The sequence below is a fragment of the Aminobacter sp. BA135 genome (genome assembly GCF_050859125.1).
GTDB lineage: Bacteria > Pseudomonadota > Alphaproteobacteria > Rhizobiales > Rhizobiaceae > Aminobacter > Aminobacter ciceronei.
Genome location: NZ_CP139572.1, coordinates 1,436,382 through 1,454,267, shown reverse-complemented (window position 1 = coordinate 1,454,267; position 17,886 = coordinate 1,436,382). Strand labels below are relative to the sequence as shown.

The 17,886-nt window shown below is 63.6% G+C and carries 21 protein-coding genes and 1 tRNA gene; 11 read left to right on the top strand and 11 right to left on the bottom strand.

The genetic code is table 11. The annotated features are described in order from the left end of the window. Nucleotides 1-4: 4 nt before the first annotated feature. On the bottom strand, nucleotides 5-880 hold the full coding sequence (locus SLT36_RS07135) for a hypothetical protein (protein ID WP_432286514.1): 876 nt from the start codon (nucleotides 878-880) through the stop codon (nucleotides 5-7). Between the two features lie 420 nt (nucleotides 881-1,300). Between SLT36_RS07135 and SLT36_RS07130 the strand changes: the two genes are divergently transcribed. The 3 genes from SLT36_RS07130 (at nucleotide 1,301) to SLT36_RS07120 (ending at nucleotide 2,462) form a co-directional block, all read left to right on the top strand. Next, nucleotides 1,301-1,549 (top strand): DUF982 domain-containing protein, encoded by a 249-nt coding sequence (locus tag SLT36_RS07130; protein WP_432286513.1) that lies wholly within the window; start codon nucleotides 1,301-1,303, stop codon nucleotides 1,547-1,549. A gap of 112 nt (nucleotides 1,550-1,661) precedes the next feature. After that, nucleotides 1,662-1,961: a DUF982 domain-containing protein gene (locus tag SLT36_RS07125; RefSeq protein ID WP_432286511.1), complete on the top strand. Its 300-nt coding sequence runs from the start codon at nucleotides 1,662-1,664 to the stop codon at nucleotides 1,959-1,961. A 51-nt stretch (nucleotides 1,962-2,012) separates the two neighbouring features. After that, the gene (locus SLT36_RS07120) at nucleotides 2,013-2,462 is read left to right on the top strand and encodes a GFA family protein (protein WP_432286509.1); all 450 of its coding nucleotides are present in this window, start codon (nucleotides 2,013-2,015) and stop codon (nucleotides 2,460-2,462) included. Nucleotides 2,463-2,555: 93 nt separating this feature from the next. Here SLT36_RS07120 and SLT36_RS07115 read toward each other — a convergent pair whose 3' ends face one another. After that, complete coding sequence (locus SLT36_RS07115) at nucleotides 2,556-2,735, bottom strand: hypothetical protein (protein WP_432286508.1); 180 nt, start codon at nucleotides 2,733-2,735, stop codon at nucleotides 2,556-2,558. A gap of 213 nt (nucleotides 2,736-2,948) precedes the next feature. Here SLT36_RS07115 and SLT36_RS07110 point away from each other — a divergent pair, with 213 nt between their 5' ends. Further along, nucleotides 2,949-3,323: a tudor domain-containing protein gene (locus tag SLT36_RS07110; RefSeq protein ID WP_432286506.1), complete on the top strand. Its 375-nt coding sequence runs from the start codon at nucleotides 2,949-2,951 to the stop codon at nucleotides 3,321-3,323. A gap of 92 nt (nucleotides 3,324-3,415) precedes the next feature. Here SLT36_RS07110 and SLT36_RS07105 read toward each other — a convergent pair whose 3' ends face one another. The 4 genes from SLT36_RS07105 to SLT36_RS07090 form a co-directional block, all read right to left on the bottom strand. Beyond that, complete coding sequence (locus tag SLT36_RS07105) at nucleotides 3,416-3,589, bottom strand: hypothetical protein (protein ID WP_432286505.1); 174 nt, start codon at nucleotides 3,587-3,589, stop codon at nucleotides 3,416-3,418. 141 nt (nucleotides 3,590-3,730) lie between these two features. Beyond that, a tRNA-Glu gene (locus SLT36_RS07100) sits at nucleotides 3,731-3,805 on the bottom strand. A gap of 89 nt (nucleotides 3,806-3,894) precedes the next feature. After that, the gene (locus tag SLT36_RS07095; RefSeq protein ID WP_432286503.1) at nucleotides 3,895-4,302 is read right to left on the bottom strand and encodes a VOC family protein; all 408 of its coding nucleotides are present in this window, start codon (nucleotides 4,300-4,302) and stop codon (nucleotides 3,895-3,897) included. Then, a complete protein-coding gene (locus tag SLT36_RS07090) occupies nucleotides 4,299-4,679 on the bottom strand; it encodes a fimbrial protein (protein WP_432286502.1) in 381 nt (126 codons plus the stop codon). The genes SLT36_RS07095 and SLT36_RS07090 overlap by 4 nt, the downstream gene beginning before the upstream one ends. 24 nt (nucleotides 4,680-4,703) lie before the next feature. On the opposite strand from SLT36_RS07090, the gene SLT36_RS07085 reads away from it, so the two are divergent. Both SLT36_RS07085 and rpoH read left to right on the top strand, forming a co-directional pair. After that, nucleotides 4,704-5,732, top strand: a complete 1,029-nt coding sequence (locus tag SLT36_RS07085) for an RluA family pseudouridine synthase (RefSeq protein ID WP_432286501.1) — start codon at nucleotides 4,704-4,706, stop codon at nucleotides 5,730-5,732. A 188-nt stretch (nucleotides 5,733-5,920) separates the two neighbouring features. Further along, nucleotides 5,921-6,820, top strand: coding sequence for an RNA polymerase sigma factor RpoH (gene rpoH, locus SLT36_RS07080; RefSeq protein WP_067957191.1), 900 nt, complete (start codon nucleotides 5,921-5,923; stop codon nucleotides 6,818-6,820). Between the two features lie 109 nt (nucleotides 6,821-6,929). Here the strand turns inward: rpoH and SLT36_RS07075 are convergent, their stop codons facing one another. Continuing rightward, entirely contained in the window at nucleotides 6,930-7,292 is a 363-nt protein-coding gene (locus SLT36_RS07075) for a cell division protein ZapA (protein ID WP_067966084.1), read from the bottom strand. Between the two features lie 7 nt (nucleotides 7,293-7,299). Continuing rightward, nucleotides 7,300-7,572, bottom strand: a complete 273-nt coding sequence (locus tag SLT36_RS07070; protein WP_067957185.1) for a DUF4164 domain-containing protein — start codon at nucleotides 7,570-7,572, stop codon at nucleotides 7,300-7,302. Between the two features lie 282 nt (nucleotides 7,573-7,854). Between SLT36_RS07070 and tkt the strand changes: the two genes are divergently transcribed. The 3 genes from tkt (at nucleotide 7,855) to SLT36_RS07055 (ending at nucleotide 12,929) form a co-directional block, all read left to right on the top strand. Continuing rightward, the gene (gene tkt / locus SLT36_RS07065; RefSeq protein WP_432286499.1) at nucleotides 7,855-9,843 is read left to right on the top strand and encodes a transketolase; all 1,989 of its coding nucleotides are present in this window, start codon (nucleotides 7,855-7,857) and stop codon (nucleotides 9,841-9,843) included. Between the two features lie 22 nt (nucleotides 9,844-9,865). Continuing rightward, nucleotides 9,866-10,876, top strand: coding sequence for a type I glyceraldehyde-3-phosphate dehydrogenase (gene gap, locus SLT36_RS07060; protein ID WP_192314028.1), 1,011 nt, complete (start codon nucleotides 9,866-9,868; stop codon nucleotides 10,874-10,876). A gap of 193 nt (nucleotides 10,877-11,069) precedes the next feature. Next, nucleotides 11,070-12,929, top strand: coding sequence for a potassium/proton antiporter (locus SLT36_RS07055; RefSeq protein ID WP_432286498.1), 1,860 nt, complete (start codon nucleotides 11,070-11,072; stop codon nucleotides 12,927-12,929). A gap of 188 nt (nucleotides 12,930-13,117) precedes the next feature. Here SLT36_RS07055 and SLT36_RS07050 read toward each other — a convergent pair whose 3' ends face one another. Both SLT36_RS07050 and SLT36_RS07045 read right to left on the bottom strand, forming a co-directional pair. After that, a complete protein-coding gene (locus SLT36_RS07050; RefSeq protein WP_432286496.1) occupies nucleotides 13,118-13,501 on the bottom strand; it encodes a VOC family protein in 384 nt (127 codons plus the stop codon). A gap of 134 nt (nucleotides 13,502-13,635) precedes the next feature. Then, the gene (locus tag SLT36_RS07045) at nucleotides 13,636-14,187 is read right to left on the bottom strand and encodes an AAA family ATPase (protein ID WP_432286495.1); all 552 of its coding nucleotides are present in this window, start codon (nucleotides 14,185-14,187) and stop codon (nucleotides 13,636-13,638) included. A gap of 152 nt (nucleotides 14,188-14,339) precedes the next feature. On the opposite strand from SLT36_RS07045, the gene SLT36_RS07040 reads away from it, so the two are divergent. Next, the gene (locus SLT36_RS07040) at nucleotides 14,340-15,536 is read left to right on the top strand and encodes a phosphoglycerate kinase (RefSeq protein ID WP_432286493.1); all 1,197 of its coding nucleotides are present in this window, start codon (nucleotides 14,340-14,342) and stop codon (nucleotides 15,534-15,536) included. Between the two features lie 366 nt (nucleotides 15,537-15,902). Here SLT36_RS07040 and SLT36_RS07035 read toward each other — a convergent pair whose 3' ends face one another. Then, the gene (locus tag SLT36_RS07035; protein WP_432286492.1) at nucleotides 15,903-16,283 is read right to left on the bottom strand and encodes a cupin domain-containing protein; all 381 of its coding nucleotides are present in this window, start codon (nucleotides 16,281-16,283) and stop codon (nucleotides 15,903-15,905) included. A gap of 337 nt (nucleotides 16,284-16,620) precedes the next feature. Here SLT36_RS07035 and SLT36_RS07030 point away from each other — a divergent pair, with 337 nt between their 5' ends. Beyond that, complete coding sequence (locus SLT36_RS07030) at nucleotides 16,621-17,646, top strand: class I fructose-bisphosphate aldolase (RefSeq protein ID WP_432286491.1); 1,026 nt, start codon at nucleotides 16,621-16,623, stop codon at nucleotides 17,644-17,646. Nucleotides 17,647-17,886: the final 240 nt, after the last annotated feature.

Below are 17,886 nucleotides of genomic sequence, written 5' to 3'. Positions count from 1 at the left end.
TCGATCAGCCAGTGGCCGGGCCGTCTCCGGCAATGTTCTGAACCGCCCAGCAATAGGCCTCGTCCAGAGCGGCGAATTTCTGCGCCTGCCACAGGAAATAGTCGTCCAGGAACGTCGCCGACAGCCACAACACCCTTTGGTCCAATGCCTCCGACCAGCCCATCAGCCCGCTTGTTTCCGCTTTCTTGAACATTCTGCGCAGGTTCGTGACGGAGATGAAGTATCGCGCGGCGAGTTCCGCCAGGCTGGAGGGACCGACGATCACCTTGCCGTCTTGCGGGATGAAATCATCGATGCGCGAGATGAGCTCGTGCAGGATCATCCCGCCCAGTTCCGACTGCAGGAACGAATTGATGCTTTCGGCCGGATAACGCCACACCGGGTTCTCGATCAGCCGCCGGGCTGCGCGTGGCTGGGCGGCGCGGAAGATCCTGTCGTCAGCGGTGCAGCGGGCGTGCCGCCCGCCATTGTCCAGCTCATCGAGGCAGCTCATATGCCCCATGAACCAGCCGGTCATCGCCTTCCGACTCGCATCGGTCGTGTCGAGCAGGCGTAGCCGCTTGTCGTGCGGGGTGGGGACCTCGGTCAGAAACTTGTAGGTCAGCAATTCCTGCAGAAAGGCTCGTGCCGTGTTGTGGCTGACAGCGCCGATGCTGGTGGCGATGTCGACCAGGCGCGACTGCGAAAGGCCCGAATGAGGGTCGTCCTCGGTGCGCTCGAGCGTAAGCGCATAGAGCGACTGGGTCATCAGCCATTTGCGGTGCGAAGCCTTGAGCCGCGCCAGCCTTGGCGTCTGCTCGTGGATCGCGATCAGATGCATCGCCAAACGACGGTCGATGCGTGGAAACAGCGGGTGCGCCGTCAGCTCCGCTGCGCTCATCGGGTCTGTCGGGCGGCGGGGCGAACTCTGGACGGGCATGTGCATTTGAAAGTCGCTATGGCAATGGCATTTCGTGGCAACGAGCCACCTTCTCATGCGGCTCCTGGTCCGGGCAGTAGCCCGGCCAGTTGATATCAAGCAATCCTGAATTGTACATTGCTGATGCCTGCGAACCGATGGCACAAGATGATTTCGCGTCGGCACGGCACATCCAGTGCTGTTGGCCAACGTTCCGTTCGTGACTGGCAAGATACGGTCTGCCGTTCTCCTTCCATCGACAAGTCAGCGACCCCAGGATGCCTGCCCTGAGCAAGCTGCACGGCGGCTTCGAGCGCTGTATCGTCAAGGCATGCCGAAAGCCGCGCCGCAACGGGCGGCTTTTGCCGATGCAACCCTCCGTCTTCGGCCGCGTTTTGGTGGATGGATTTTACACCGAACGTCTGGGTCAAGGATGGAGAGTTTTCGCTGCGCGAGGTCGTGTCGGTGCCGGATGCCGTCGAATTTCTTGATGGCTGGCCGCAAGACAAGCGCAACCCATTCTTCTACCTGGCGGAAAACGCCCTCCAGGCCGCGATCAACGGCTCGATCCCTGTCGACGAGGCCAGGGGAGCTTTCGAAAGCTTCTGCACGGAGGCCGGAATACTGGCCGCGTCGCCGGATGCGGCTTGAACTCCATTCTTGACGGGAAAGGCTGCCGTCGCCATTTTCCTGGTCTGCCTGTCGCGCCAACTGCCGACGGGTTCGCTTGCTCGAAAGACGGTCCATGACCCAGGAGGAAGTGATGACAGCCAGAAGCTTTTCCAGCCCGATCTTCGTCAAGGACGCGGACCAGGCGATCCTGCAGATCGCAACCGTAGCCGACGCGCTCGGCTTCCTCGCAAGGTGGCCAGAACAGCGACGCGGACCGATCTACAACACGGCGATGCGCGCCTGCCAGGCGGCACGCGAGGACCGACTGTCGGTCGACGGCGCCCGCAATGCCTTCGCCGGCTTTGCCCGCTCCGTCGGCATCCGCGAAACGGAAGCGGTGTCGATCGAGCCATGGATCGTAACGCCGAAACGCGGCCGCATGCCGCTCTAGCCCGGGAACGTTTGCCTTTGGCTTTCGGTTGAAGCGGAAAGGAGCCCTGCCATGGAAAACCGTCGCAGCGAGACAATCCGATTCGGCAGTTGCTATTGCCGTGGCGTCAGCTTCCGGGTGACCGGCCAGCCTCTGCGTGTCGGGATTTGCCACTGCGCCGATTGCCGCAAGACCAGTGGTTCGGCGTTCTCGGCCTACGCCGTCTGGCCGGTCTCAGCCCTTGAACAGACGGGCCAGATCAGCACCTATGGCAACCGCAGCTTCTGCGTCACCTGCGGCAGCCGCGTGACCTATGTCAGCGACAACGAGGCCGAGGTCATGCTCGGCAATCTCGACGTCGTTCCCTCCGATCTCACGCCTCAATATGAACTCTGGACCGGCCGCCGCGAAAACTGGCTGCATGCGTTGCCCGATGCGCAGCAGTTCGACCACGACCGCGATAAGGCCGAACCGTCAGAAAGCGGACAGCCGGAGCGCATCCCCGTCGAAACGCAAGCGTAGCTATCGGCGCAACCCACAGCTGTCGCCGCGACCGGCTGCGCCGGTATTGAGCGGCCGAAGCATCAGCAACAAGCAAACATTGTGGGAAGCCACCTAGTGCGTGGTGGCCGTGGCAGCCTTGGCAGCCGGTTTCGCCCCGAGCTTGCGGCGGCGCCTGGGTGTATCCGAAGGCGCCGGCACCGGATCGAAATCCGATGGCACGCTGGCGATGAACTCCCGGCCGATCCGGTAGGCAGCGTAGCCGACGACAAGCAGTGCGAGCGTTCGAAGCATGGCGGCAATCTCCTTTGCCATCCGCAACGCCCGCAGCCACGCAAGGTTCCGAACCCGCCGTCAACTTGGACTTCTAGGACGTGAAGCCCGGCAGCATCGTCGGCCGAATTGTCTGGCCTGGGGCGCCAAATTTCATCGTGTATTCACATCAGCTCAATTATGCATGCTCGTACAGCTCAAATGGGGCTGGGGTGAAATACTTGGGGTAATATTTTGACACGACTACTTTCGGTTCAACTGGCCGCAGGCGCCATTCTCGCCGGCGCAGGCATAGCGAACGCCCAGACGACGGGCGATTGGGTTCTCGGCAACTACAAGGGTTCCGGCTACTGGTTTGCCGGCGTCATCGAAAAGATTGACGGCGACACGATCACCGTCCGCTACGACGACAACGAGCGCGAAACGACCAGCCTCGGCAAGGTCCGTCCCTACGACTGGATGATCGGCTCAAAGGTCGAGTGCAACTTCAAGGGCGCCGGCGAGTGGTACAAGGGCACGATCACCTCGCTGGCCGCCGAAAAGGTCGGAATCGCCTATGACGACGGCGACAAGGAAATCACCAAGACCGGCCTCTGCCGCTCGAAGTGATTGTGCCGGGCAGGCCGAGCGCCTGCCCGTTCACCGGTCCCTGTTCCGATGGATGCGGGGATTGTTTGTCGCCGTCATTCACTTGCCAGTGGTCACTTGGCGGTCGCGGCCTGTTCGATGATGGCGGCGACGGCGTCGAGCTTGGAGACATAGACGGCGTGGCAGCCTGCCGTTTCGTTGACGGTCGCGCCCACGCGTTCTGCCATCAAGCGTTGCGCTGCTGGCGGGATCATGCGGAGCGTCGTCGACGTTTCGGGGATGAGCATGCGAAGCGCTCCTGGCGCTCGCCGGACAACAAGAATGGGCCGGCCACGCGCGATCGCAGGATCGAGAGCGTCAGACCAATGGCCTTGCTTGATCGTCGTTTGGCGGCTGCGGCGCGCAGTACAATATGTGCTTGGAGAAGTTGGTACGCCCAAGGGGAATCGAACCCCTGTTCCCGCCGTGAGAGGGCGGTGTCCTGACCGCTAGACGATGGGCGCAGCCGAGATCGGCGATATAGGCTGGCGTTTTCGAAAAAGCAACAGCCCGGCACGCGTTATTTGCACTTGTCCAGGCTGCCGCAGCGGCATCAACGCTTCGGTTCGATCAGATCCCACAGATTGCCGCAGAGATCGGCGAACACGGCGACGGTGCCATAGGCCTCGTGGCGCGGCGCTTCACGGAATTCGACGCCATTGGCCGCCATCGCCGCATGGTCGCGGGCAAAATCGTCGGTCTCCAGAAACAGGAACACACGCCCGCCGGTCTGGTTGCCGATTGCCGCCACTTGGCTCTCGCCATCCGCTTTGGCGAGCAGCAGCCTTACGCCCTGCCCGCTGCCCGGCTCGACAGTTATCCAGCGCTTGCCGCCGCCGAGGTCAACATCCTCGACAAGGGAAAACCCGAGCTTGCCGACATACCAGGCGATCGCCTGGTCGTAGTCGGCGACGACCACCGAGACGGTGGCGATGCGGCGCCCGGCGGCGACGAAGCTCACTTGTTGCGGACCTGGAACTGGCCGATCAGGCGCCGTTCGGCGATGTCGTAGAGGAAGATGGTCCTGCTGCCGTCGACGAGTTCGGCGTCTATCGAGATGCGGTTGCCCGACAGCGCCTGCGACATGATCTTGGCGCCCACCGGCAGGATGATCTCGCCGCTGATCTGGCCGCCCGCCGGCACCTGGATGTCGCCGCTCGCCACCGGAGCGGCTGCCTCCGGCGTCCGCGATTTGTAGACAACGCCGCCGAGGACGGCCATAAGGGCGATGAACAACAGCCCTATATTAATGATGAAGAAGCGGACCAGTTTCCTGCGGACACGCTCAACCGATGGGTCGAGCGGCTTGTCTTCTTCTTCGATAGCGGGCCGAGACATGGCAAAACTTCCGGAACAATTGTTATGAGCGCATCAGATAGCGAAGCGACAGGCACTTTGATAGTGCTCGAAGCCGACGCCGATGCCGCAGGAGTGCGGCTCGACCAGTGGCTGGCCGGCCGCCTTGCGCCCGATCTGTCGCGCAGCCGCGTCCAGGCGCTGATCAAGCAGGGTGCGGTCAGCATCGGCGGCAAGGTCGTCGAGGAGGCCAAGCGCAAGCTGGCTGCCGGCGACGAAATAGCCATCGATATGCCCGAGGCCGAACCGGCCGAACCCGAGGGCGAAGCGATACCGCTCGACATTCTCTATGAGGACGACGAGCTGATCGTCATCAACAAGCCGGCCGGCCTCGTCGTCCATCCCGGCGCCGGCAACTGGACCGGCACGTTGGTCAACGCACTGATCCACCATTGCGGCGAAAGCCTGTCGGGCATAGGCGGCGTCAAGCGACCCGGCATCGTCCACCGCCTCGACAAGGAAACATCTGGTGTGATGGTCGTCGCCAAGACCGACCGCGCCCACAAGTCGCTGTCCGAGGCCTTCGCCGACCATGGCCGAACCGGCGACCTCGAACGCGCCTATGACGCGCTGGTCTGGGGCTTTCCGCAGCGCATGACCGGCACCATCGACGCTCCGCTCGGCCGCCACGCCGACCGTGTCCGCCGCGCCGTGGTGCCCGAACACCGCGACGACGCCCGCCACGCCATCACCCATTTCACCGTGCAGGAGCGGTTCGGCCAGGACCAGGCCGAATTCACCACGGCAAGCCTGGTCGAGTGCCGACTTGAAACCGGCCGCACCCACCAGATTCGTGTCCACATGGCCCATATCGGCCACCCCGTCGTCGGCGACCCCGACTATGGCCAGGCCTTCCGCACCAAGTCGAACCGGTTGCCCGAACCGCTGCAGTCTGCCGTCAAGGCATTCCCCCGCCAGGCTTTGCACGCCCGCCTCCTTGCATTTCGCCACCCGGCTTCCCATTTAATCATGCGGTTCGAGGCGCCCTTGCCTCGCGACATGGGGGAATTGGTCGAAGGCTTTCGCAATCTCTGAACCTTCGATCAGAAAACCTGACTCGTATTGTTCACTTAGGCGTGACACTCTGTTTCGCGTTGAACAAATCGTGTCTTTTCTGGTTTTGTTCCTGTATAAGAAACCCATAGCGCGACAGGCAATTCGGCAGCCGCGCCACATGCTCGCCTGGATCAGGGGGCATAGCTCGCAAAGAGGGAGGGTGCTTTATGGCCCAGTCACTACCCAGTATCGTTTCCGGCGAAGGCGGCCTCAGCCGCTACCTGGAAGAAATCCGCCGCTTTCCGATGCTCCAGCCGCAGGAAGAGTATATGCTCGCCAAGCGGTACAACGAGCATGAAGACACCACCGCCGCCCACAAGCTGGTCACCAGCCACCTGCGTCTGGTGGCCAAGATCGCCATGGGCTATCGCGGTTATGGCCTGCCCATCGGCGAAGTCATCTCGGAAGGCAATGTCGGCCTGATGCAGGCCGTCAAGAAATTCGAGCCGGAGCGCGGTTTCCGTCTCGCCACCTATGCCATGTGGTGGATCAAGGCCTCGATCCAGGAGTACATCCTGCGCTCGTGGTCGCTGGTCAAGATGGGCACCACCGCCAACCAGAAGCGTCTGTTCTTCAACCTGCGCAAGGTCAAGGGCAAGATTCAGGCGCTCGACGACGGCGACCTGAAGCCCGAGCACATCACCGAGATCGCCACGCGTCTCAATGTCTCCGAGGCCGAGGTGGTGTCGATGAACCGCCGCCTGTCGGGCGACGCTTCGCTGAATGCACCGATCCGCGCCAGCGAAGGCGAGTCGGGCGAGTGGCAGGACTGGTTGGTCGACGACCATGACAGCCAGGAAACCATGCTCATCGAGCAGGACGAGCTCGACAACCGCCGCGGCATGCTGGCGAGCGCCATGTCGGTGCTCAACGACCGCGAAAAGCGCATCTTCGAGGCGCGTCGCCTTGCCGACGAGCCACTGACGCTGGAAGAGCTTTCGGCCGAATTCGACATCAGCCGCGAGCGCGTCCGCCAGATCGAGGTCCGCGCCTTCGAAAAGGTCCAGGACGCGGTCAAGGCCGCTGCCAAGAAGCAGGCCCAGGCGCTGCGCACCATCGACGCCTGACAATCGGCCTCAGCCTGAAACAAAAAACGCGCCGGCATGCCGGCGCGTTTTTCTTTCGGTCTCCATCTTCCCCCGAAGGTGGAAGCCCGTCCCAGAACTTTCTCCGCGCTCAAGCCTTTTTCGTCAGGCTCAGCGCCAGCTGCTCCATGCGCTCGGCCAGCGAGCCCAGCGCGCCGGTCAGCGCCGCATCGTTCTTATCGGCCTTGGTCAAAGCATCGTCGCGCGTCTTGCGCAGCGTCAGCACCTCGGTTTCCATGCCCTTGACGCGCTTCTGCAGCTCCGACAGCTCGTCCATCACCATGATACCGGCCATCACGGTCAGTCGCTGGTCGCCGATCTCGCCGAACGAATCCTTGAGATGCAGCACGTAGCGGTCGAAACGGTTGGCGAGGTCGATGAGGTGCTCTTCCTGGCCCTCGTCGCAGGCCATGCGGTATTGCTTGCCATCGATGGTAACGGTGACTTGCGCCATCTCCACCCTACCTGTCCAGCACAGCGCGGATCGTCTCCATCGCCGTCACGAGCCGCCGCGAGACTTCCTTGTTGGCTTCTTCCAGCCGTTCGGCCCGGGCTTCGGAATTGTCGAGTTCCTGCGCCAGCCGCGCCCGGTCGGCATTCATGCGCTGGACCTCGGCTTCGGCTTCGCCGTAGTCCTGATCGTGCTCGAGCCGCGCGGCGACCGCGCCCTCGAGCGTATCGATCGCCCTGCCTAGCCGGCCAATGACTTCCCTGAGTGTCGTATCCCCGGTCATGGCTCTCGTAGACCCCCGCCCATCACCGAATCGCGCACGTTTCAGAACGCGTTATCAAGGAAACATTAGGCACCGGTTGAAGGAGGCGTCAACAAAGCTGTTTTGTCTTTCCCCCATTAAGCGTGTCCAAGCCGACACAGCGAAGCGGCCGGGGCGTGACTTCGCGCCGCAATGAGGGCGCGAAAACGCACCGATTTGTTGACTCAAGCCCTGTGCCTGCTATGTGTCCCCCCACCTTTCTGGGGCCGTCGGCGGCCCCTTTTCTCGGCTATGGGAGGGACGATGTCCTCGCGCGAAAAACACGACCGGATGGCCAATGCGATCCGCTTTCTGTCCATGGATGCGGTCGAGAAGGCCAACTCCGGCCATCCCGGCCTGCCAATGGGCGCCGCCGACATCGCGACCGTGCTCTACACCCGCTTCCTCAAGCATGATCCGGCAAATCCGCATTGGCACGACCGCGACCGCTTCGTGCTGTCGGCCGGCCATGGCTCGATGCTGCTCTACTCGGTGCTCTACCTCTCGGGCTACGAGGACATCAGCCTCGACGAGATCAAGAATTTCCGCCAGCTCGGCTCCAAGACCGCCGGCCACCCTGAATACGGCCACGCCGCCGGTATCGAGACGACCACCGGTCCGCTCGGCCAGGGTCTCGCCAACGCCGTCGGCATGGCGCTCGCCGAACGCATCATGAATGCCCAGTTCGGCGACAAGCTCGTCGACCACTACACCTACGTGCTCGCCGGCGACGGCTGCCTGATGGAAGGCATCTCGCAGGAGGCGCTGTCGCTTGCCGGTCACCTCAAGCTCAACAAGCTGATCGTCTTCTGGGACGACAACAACATTTCGATCGACGGCCCGATCTCGATGTCGGATTCGACCGATCAGTTGGCGCGCTTCGCCGCCTCAGGCTGGAACACGCTGGCCATTGACGGCCATGATCCGGAAGCCATTGCCGGTGCCATCGAGGCCGCCAAGCGCTCCGACCGTCCGACGCTGATCGGCGCCAAGACCACCATCGGCTTCGGCTCGCCGGCCAAGGCCGGCACCAACAAGGTGCATGGCTCGCCGCTGGGTGCTGCCGAAATCGAGGCGACCCGCAAGGCACTCGGTTGGGAATACCCTGCCTTCGAGATCCCCTCCGACATCCTCGACGCATGGCGTCTCGCCGGCCTGAACTCGGCCAAGAAGCGCGTCGACTGGGAAAAGCGCCTCGCCGAGGCCGGCACGGAAGTCCGTGGCGAGTTCGAGCGCCGCATGCGCGGCGACCTGCCAGCCGGCTTCGACGCCGCCATCGCCGAGTACAAGAAGAAGCTCGCCGCCGACAAGCCGAAGGTCGCCACCCGCAAGTCGTCGGAAATGGCGCTCGAGGTGATCAACGGCGTCGTGCCCGAGACCATCGGCGGCTCGGCCGACCTGACCGGCTCCAACAACACCAAGACCAGCCAGACCAAGAACATCACGGCCGAGGACTACGGCCAGCGCTTCGTCCACTACGGCATCCGCGAGCTCGGCATGTGCGCGGCGATGAACGGCATGGCGCTGCATGGCGGCGTCATCCCCTACTCCGGCACCTTCCTGTGCTTCTCCGACTATGCCCGCCCGGCCATGCGCCTGGCGTCGCTGATGGGCATCCGCGTCGGCTTCGTGATGACCCACGATTCGATCGGTCTCGGCGAAGACGGCCCGACCCACCAGCCGGTCGAGCATCTGGCGGCCCTGCGCGCCATCCCCAACCACATCGTCTTCCGTCCGGCCGATGCCACGGAAGCTGCAGAGTGCTGGCAGCTGACGCTGGAGAACCGCAAGACCCCGTCGACGCTGGCGCTGACCCGCCAGAACCTGCCGGCGGTACGCACCGAATATGTCGAGGAAAACCTCTGCGGCTACGGCGCCTATGAACTCGCCACCGCCGACGGCGATGCCGAAGTCACCATCTTCGCCACCGGCTCCGAGGTCGAGATCGCGCTCGACGCCCGCAAGCTGCTGCAGGCCGCCGGCCACCCGACCCGCGTCGTCTCGGTTCCCGCCTTCGAGCTGTTCGAACAGCAGAGCCCGGAATATCGCAAGGCGATGATCGGCAATGCCAAGGTCAAGGTCGCCATCGAGGCCGGCATCCGCCAGGGCTGGGACAGCTTCATCGGTTCCGACGGCGTCTTCATCGGCATGCACGGCTTCGGCGCCAGCGCCCCGATCGAAGAGCTCTACAAGCATTTCGGCATCACCGCCGAGGCTGCCGCAAAGGCCGCCACGGCTCGGCTTCAGGCATAAGACGTCCCCCAGGAGAACCAACATGACCGTTAGAGTTGCCATCAATGGTTTCGGCCGCATCGGCCGCAACATCGTGCGTGCCATCTATGAGTCGGGCCGCAAGGACATCGACGTCGTCGCCGTCAACGATCTCGGCCCGGTCGAGACCAACGCCCACCTGCTGCGCTACGACAGCGTGCATGGCCGCTTCCCGCACGAAGTGAAGGTCGAGGGCGACCAGATCAACATCGGCACCGACAAGTTCAAGGTCACCGCAATCAAGGACCCGTCGCAGCTGCCGTGGAAGGAACTCGGCGTCGACATCGCGCTCGAATGCACCGGCATCTTCACCTCGAAGGACAAGGCTTCGGCGCACCTCGCCGCCGGCGCCAAGCGCGTCATCGTCTCGGCACCCGCCGACGGCGCCGACCTGACCGTGGTCTACGGCGTCAACCACGACAAGATCACCAAGGACCACATCGTCATCTCGAATGCGTCCTGCACCACCAACTGCCTGGCTCCCGTCGCCATGGTCCTCAACAATGCCTTCGGCATCGAAAAGGGCTTCATGACCACGATCCATGCCTACACTGGTGACCAGCCGACGCTCGACACCATGCACAAGGATCTCTACCGCGCCCGCGCCGCGGCGATGTCGATGATCCCGACCTCGACCGGTGCCGCCAAGGCCGTCGGCCTGGTGCTGCCGGAACTCAAGGGCAAGCTCGACGGCGTCTCGATCCGCGTGCCGACCCCGAACGTCTCCTGCATCGACTTCAAGTTCCTGGCCAAGAAGAACGTCACGGTCGAAGAGGTCAACGCGGTGCTCGTCGCTGCAGCCAATGGCCCGCTCAAGGGCGTGCTTGCCTACACCGACGAGCCGCTGGTCTCCATCGACATGAACCACAACCCGGCCTCGTCGACCTTCGCGCTCGACCAGACCAAGGTCATCGAGGGCAACCTCGTGCGCGTCATGTCCTGGTACGACAACGAGTGGGGCTTCTCCAACCGGATGGCCGACACGGCCGTCGTGATGGGCCGCACCATCGGCTGATTGCCGCGCCCGTCTCGGACCACAAGCTAACCTATTGGCAACGCCCGGCTTCGGCCGGGCGTTTTCATTTCTACCGCAATGCAAAAAATGTTTGGTCCAAGCCGGCAAAAATCCATTCTTGCTTGCACATGGCCTTTTCTTCGCCGCACTCTCAACCGACGCAGCTAACAGGTGGTTCGCAAACGGGTCGGGGATGGAACAGGCGGTATATCTCATCACGCTGGTAGGCACCGCGCTGGTCGTGGCGGCGGCGTTTTCGAGCCTGATCGCCTTCCGCTTCGGCGCCCCCCTGCTGCTGCTGTTCCTCGGCATCGGCCTTGCCAGCGGCGTCGACGGCCTCGGCATCGTCTTCGACAATGCCCACATTGCTTATTTCGTCGGCTCGATCGCGCTCGCCGTGATCCTGTTCGATTCCGGTTTCGGCACGCCGCTCGGCGTGCTGCGCCAGGCCGGCATGCCGGCGCTGACGCTCGCCACCATCGGCGTCGCCATCACCACCGTCATCTTCGGCATCGCCACCTACTACCTGACCGGCTTCACCTGGCTCGAATCCTTCCTGCTGGGGGCGGCCGTCGCCTCGACCGACGCGGCGGCGGTGTTCTTCCTGCTGCGCGCCGGCAACATCAACCTGCGCGAGCGCGTCCGCTCGACGCTCGAAATCGAGTCCGGCACCAACGACCCGATCGCCATCTTCCTGACCATCACCCTGGTCGAGATCATCGCGCTCGGGGCCAAGCCGGACACCGACCTTTTGCTTGTCGATCTCGCCATCGGCTTCTTCGTCCAGATGATCCTCGGTGCCGCCATCGGCCTGCTCGGCGGCTTCCTGATCGTCAAGCTTGTGGAGCGCCTCAATCTCGACCGCGGTCTGTTGCCGATCTTCGTGCTGACGCTGTCGCTGCTGGTCTTCGCCGCCGCAGGCGCGGTCGGCGGATCCGGCTTCCTCGCCGTCTATCTCGCCGGTCTCGTCGCCGGCAATTCCGACATCCGCGCCGTGTCGACGCTCAAGCGCTTCCAGGACGGCATGTCCTGGCTCGCCCAGATCATCATGTTCCTGGTGCTTGGCCTGTTCGCCACGCCGTCGCAGTTCCCCGAAATCGTGGTTGCAGCACTGGTGCTCGGCCTGTTCCTGATGTTCGTCGCACGCCCCGTGGCGGTCTGGCTCTGCCTCATCCCGTTCAACATCCCGCGCCAGGAAACGGCCTTCATTTCCTGGGTCGGCCTGCGCGGCGCCGTCTCCATCCTGCTCGCCATCACCCCAGTACTCGGCGGACTGGAGAATGGCAGGGACATCTTCAACATCGCCTTCATCATCGTGCTGACGTCGCTCGTCATCCAGGGCTGGACGGTCGGCCCGCTCGCCCGCCGCCTCGGCCTCATCGTGCCGCAGCGCTTCGGCCCGCTCGACAAGGTCGAGCTCGAACTGCCCGGCTCCGCCCACCACGAACTGCTCGCCTATCGCGTCGTACCGGGCTCGCCGGTCGCCAAGGGGCAGCGAATCCCGCGCTGGGCGCGGCCCTCGCTGGTCGTGCGCGACGGCCGCTCGATGCGCTTCCAGGACATGGGCCGCCTGCAGGCCGGCGACAACGTCTACATCTTCGTGCCCGACCGCTACCCACGCCTGCTCGACAGGCTCTTCGCCAGCCGTGCCGAGGTCGATGCCGAGGACGAAGATTTCTTCGGCGCCTTCACCGTCGACCAGACCCATCTCGCCGGCGAGCTGGAAGCCGCCTATGGCGCGACCGTCAAGGAAGAAGAGCGCAAGCTCACCATCGCCGAGCTGATCAAGCTGCGCCTGCGCGGCCATGTCGAATATGCCGACCGCGTCTCGCTCGGCCTGATCGACCTGATCGTCCGCGACGTCGACGAAAAGGGCCGCATCGTCTCTGTCGGCCTGTCGATCGAGCCCGCCCCGCCCCCGCCGCCCGTTCCAGTGTTCCTCAGCGGCGGCGAGATCAGCGACCGCATCAGGCGCTTTTTCGCCAAGCGGCCGGAGAAGCAGGCCAAGACGGAAGCGTCGACGACCTCCGAGGGGTTATCCGAGGACGCGTGAGGCGCAACCCTCCCCTTGTGGGGTACACGTCGCGCGACGCCCCAAAACACCCCTGCAGCCCTCATCACAAGGAGTAGGGAGGGCATCGACGTCGCGCCTATCAAGCACTCAGCCTCTCTGCTTGCAGCCCGTCTGCGACAGGGGCCGCCCTGGAAGGATCGCCTGACAGCGACCGCCCTTCCTCAACCTCACCCGTTGTAGACCACCGCAAGCTTGTTCCCCGCGGGATCACGCACATAGGCGGAATACCAGTCCGGCCCGTAGTGCGGACGCGGGTTCGGTCCGCCTTCATCGGTTCCGCAATGCTGCATCGCCGCCGCGTGGAACGCATCCACCTCTGCGGTGGACTTGACCATGAAGCCGACCATCGAGCCGTTGCCACCGCTGGCGAGCTCACCATCGAACGGCTTGCAGACCCAGAGCACGAAGCCATCGCCCTTGCCGCCCTCCGAATAGGCGCGCCAGCCCGGAAACTCCGTGTGCTTGCTCCAGCCGATCGTAGCCAAGGTCGCGTCATAAAAGGCGTTCGACTTGGCATCGTCGATCGCACCAACCGTGGCATAAGCACTCATCGTCATTGTCCTCCAGCATTCCGCAGAAATGCATCAGCAGAACTAGAACATATCAAGAACATCCGAAGCCGGACAGCGTACGGATTCGGCATCCCGCAGATTGCCGGCAGACTGCGCGGCAAGCAGCGCCGTCTTCACCCGGCCACAATCCCCGCGAGCCGCGCCAGCCGCTCCGCCCGCGTGCCCCGCAGTTCGAGGATTTTGGGGCGCCCTTCGAGAAGCCCGAGCTCGTCGTCGCGGATGATCGCCTTCAGCCGCGTATCCACCTTGCTGCGCAGCCGTGGAAGCTCGATCGTCACGTCGATCTCGTCCGGCCGCGACAGCGGCAGGAAGACGACGAGGCCGAGCGACGCGAGTGCCTTTTCGATCCTGCCGAGCAGCTTGCCGCTCGGCACCCACTCGAACCCCTCCTGTACTGCGACCACTTCCAGATAGGCGACGAAATCGAGCGGGCAGCGGTCGTAGACGATGTCGGGCGAAGCAACTGACGCCAGGATCATCGCGCAGCTCTGCTCCAACTGCTCCTCGAGATCAGCCGATGTGGCACCGTCGGCGAATGGCGTGCCATGCTGCGCCAGCGCCCAATAGGGCTCCTGCTCGTGCTCATAGGCTGGATGTGCGGCGACAAAGTCGTCGATGAGGGTCGTCTTGCCGCTGCCGTGCGTGCCGGTGACCGCGATGCGCATGCTTTCCCCTCGTTTCTCCGGCGATAGCCGCTCACGACCGCAACAGGAAGAGCCGTGAGCATCAAAATTTCACCCACTCCGCCGCGCAAACCTTGCATCCGCGCCCGCGATTTGTATGGTCCGCGCAATCTCTCCATAGGAAAGGGAACCTTATGGCCGCCTTCAAGACTCTCGACACCATCGGCAACGTCAGCGGCAAGCGGGTTCTCGTCCGCGTCGACCTCAACGTGCCGGTATCAGACGGCAAGGTGACGGATGCCACTCGCATCGAGCGTGTCGCACCCACCATCACCGAGCTTGCCGGCAAGGGCGCCAAGGTCATCCTGCTCGCCCATTTCGGCCGCCCGAAAGACGGCCCGGATCCGGCCCTGTCGCTGGCGCCCATCGCGACCGCCACATCGCAGGTCATCGGCCGCCCGGTTGGCTTTGCCGCCGACTGCATCGGCGAACGGGCCGCCGCCGCCGTCGGCGCCATGAAGGACGGCGACATCCTGCTTCTCGAAAACACCCGTTTCTACAAGGCCGAGGAAAAGAACGACCCTGTTTTCGTCGAGCAGCTCGCCGCCAATGGCGACATCTTCGTCAACGACGCCTTCTCTGCCGCCCACCGCGCGCATGCCTCGACCGAAGGCCTCGCCCACAAGCTGCCCGCTTTTGCCGGCCGCACCATGCAGGCTGAGCTCGAGGCACTGGAAAAAGGCCTCGGCAACCCGGTCAAGCCGGTCGTCGCCATCGTCGGCGGCGCCAAGGTCTCGACCAAGATCGACCTCTTGATGAACCTGGTTAAGAAAGTCGACGCACTCGTCATCGGCGGCGGCATGGCCAACACCTTCCTCGCCGCGCGCGGCACCGATGTCGGCAAGTCGCTGTGCGAGCATGACCTCGCCCCTACCGCCAAGCAGATCATGATCGAGGCTGCCCAGTCCGGCTGCGCAATCATCCTGCCGTCGGACGGCGTCATCGCCCGCGAGTTCAAGGCGGGTGCCGCCAACGAGGTCGTCGCCATCGACGCAGTGCCTGCCGATGCCATGATCCTCGACGTCGGTCCCAAGACCGTCGCTTCGGTCAACGATTGGATCGACCGCGCCTCGACGCTGGTCTGGAATGGCCCGCTCGGCGCCTTCGAGATCGAGCCTTTCGACAAGGCGACTGTCTCCGCCGCCCAGCACGCGGCCGCCCGCACCAAGGCCGGCAAGCTCGTCTCCGTCGCCGGCGGCGGCGACACGGTGGCAGCGCTCAACCATGCCGGCGTGGCCGACGACTTCACCTATGTCTCCACCGCCGGCGGCGCCTTCCTCGAATGGATGGAAGGCAAGGAACTGCCCGGCGTCGAAGTGCTCAAGGCCTGACGTGCAACAAGCAGCCTCCCTCGCCCAGCGAGGGAGGCTTCCGTTCCGACAATCGCCCTCGATGAGCGCCAGGTTCCCCTCTCCGCCTCGCGGCGCTCGGCACCTCTCCCCAAAGGGGCGAGGAAGCCAGTCCTGCACCGACAGCTCCCTGGCATTCTCGGTGGAAGCATCCGCGATTCGGTTGACGCACCAGCGGCCAGGCTGAGCTACCCGCAGCTCAGTTAAGACGCGGATTGGGCGCGAGGCTTCTCCAGCTTGGGTTCCTCGCCCCTCTGGGGAGAGGTGGCTCGCCCGCAGGGCGAGACGGAGAGGGGTCCACGCCGTCTGCGCCCGGCCCGTCTAGCTTCCCAGCCTCGGCCTGCCCCACTATGCCGGCTTTGCATACTGCTCGGCGCTCATCACCTCGATGCAGGTGAAACGTTCGTTGCCTTCGACCCAGGCGTCGTGCCCGGGCGGAATGGTGTAGGAGGTGCCCTTGGTCAGCGTCTTCTGCGTCCCATCATTCAGCCTTACCGTCAGCGTGCCCGAAACGACATAGCCGACATGCGAGACCTGGCAGCTGTCGGTCTTCACCACCGGCTTCACGCATTCCGACCAGCGCCAGCCCGGCTCCATATTGAGCCGGCCGAGGGTGAAGCCTGTCAGCCGCACCACTTCGACACGGGTCTTGTCCGGCGAGCGGACCTCGTCCGGCTCATTGTGGGACTTGAACTCGAATTTCGAGACATTCATTGCGCCATCAGCCATGGCAGCCTCCCATCATCGTCATGCGCACAGGTGCATGCGGCGAGGTAATATTTTAGCACCCACTGATATAATAGATAGACAGACGCCGGCACCGTCGGCCGAGATGACCCGAACACGTATGGTCAGACCGAGTCGAATTGACCTTTTCCGATACCTCGCATTCTGTACTTTTTGCTATTCGGCTAGTCATAAGTTCAAATCTGTAACAACCGGTCGTAAATCTTGCCCGCGAGCTAAAACGATTGAAATAATTTCAATCGGTTATAGGCTTGTTGCCGGCATTCCGTTCAGGAAAACCATCTGCTATGCGCGCCGCATCTGACCAGGAGGTAATTGTATGAGCGAACGTCTCGAAGACATCGCCGTCGCCATAGTGGCGAACGGCAAGGGCATTCTGGCTGCGGACGAAAGCTCCGGCACCATCAAGAAGCGTTTCGACGTCATCGGCGTCGAGTCGACGGCCGACAGCCGCCGCGACTATCGCGAGATGATGTTCCGCACCAAGGAGGCGATGACCAAGTACATCTCCGGCGTCATCCTCTACGACGAGACAATTCGCCAGTCCGCCGCCGACGGCACGCCGCTGGTCGATCTCATCAAGGCATCGGGCGCCATTCCCGGCATCAAGGTCGACGCCGGTGCCAAGGCCATCGTCAATTTCCCCGGCGACACCATCACCGAAGGCCTCGACGGCCTGCGTGAGCGCATGGCCGAGTACTACAAGCTCGGTGCCCGCTTCGCCAAATGGCGCGCCGTGATCGACATCGACACCGGCAAGAACGTGCCGTCGGCCTACTCGCTCTCGGCCAACACCCAGGCACTCGCCCGCTACGCAGCACTCTGCCAGGAAGCCGGCATCGTGCCGATCGTCGAGCCGGAAGTGCTGATGGACGGCGCCCATGACATCGACACTTGCTACGACGTCACCAAGGCAACGCTGGTCAAGCTTTATGACGAGCTCTACGCCGCCCGCGTCGTGCTCGAAGGCACGATCCTGAAGCCAAACATGGTCATCTCCGGCAAGAAGGCCGCCAGGCAGGCCAGCGCCGAGGAAATCGCAGAAAAGACCATCAAGCTGTTCCGCGAGACGGTTCCGGCTGCGGTCCCGGGCATCGCCTTCCTCTCGGGCGGCCAGTCCGACGAGGAGGCTACCGCCAACCTCAACGCCATCAACGCCATCGGCCCGCACCCGTGGAAGTTGACCTTCTCCTACGGCCGCGCGCTGCAGGCAGCGCCGCAGAAGGCATGGTCGGGCAAGGTCGAAAACCTCGCCGCAGGCCAGGCCGCCTTCACGCACCGCGCCCACATGAACCACCTGGCTGCTCTCGGCCAGTGGAAGTCGACGCTGGAAAAGGCTGCGTAAGCCCCGCCATCGGGCAGAAATGCGAAAGCTCCGGAGCGATCCGGGGCTTTTTTTGCGACCTTGACCGCGCCGCGGACTGGACTGTCTGCGTGATGGCGGCAGCCTGCTTGATCGCCTAGATTTTCTCCCTGGACCCCAAGTTCACTGCCCCAGCAATGTTTGGCATGCTGGTCATTTGCACGTGTGTCTGGGTTGTTGACACACTGCTCGGACCTTTCGGCTGGTTTCTTGGCGCAGGCG